Below are 287 nucleotides of genomic sequence, written 5' to 3' on the forward strand. Positions count from 1 at the left end.
CATTTTAAAATGATTTTATCATTGTGAATTTCTACATTTTTTGAAATTCCTAAATCAAATTCTAAAATATATTTTCGTCCTAAAAACAATACAAAATTACCACTCAAAAGCTCTGCTTTTTTAGTAGTTTTAAGCTCGTTTAATCTTTGTTCTATCCAATCTTTTTTAAGTCTTAAAATCTCATCAATTTTTGCTCTACTTATAAAATAAGGCGATACTACTTCAACAAGCCCAATCTCACGAACTTTTATAATAATATTTTTCACCCGCTTTTTAGTGATTTTTAA

The 287-nt window shown here is 25.4% G+C and carries 1 protein-coding gene; it reads right to left on the bottom strand.

All coding sequences use genetic code 11. The annotated features are described in order from the left end of the window. A partial coding sequence (locus AVBRAN9331_RS09825; RefSeq protein ID WP_336612940.1) for a YgjP-like metallopeptidase domain-containing protein occupies positions 1-266 on the bottom strand: 266 nt, incomplete at its 3' end. Between the last annotated feature and the right edge of the window lie 21 nt (positions 267-287).

This window comes from Campylobacter sp. RM9331 (genome assembly GCF_020137685.1).
Taxonomy (GTDB): domain Bacteria; phylum Campylobacterota; class Campylobacteria; order Campylobacterales; family Campylobacteraceae; genus Campylobacter_E.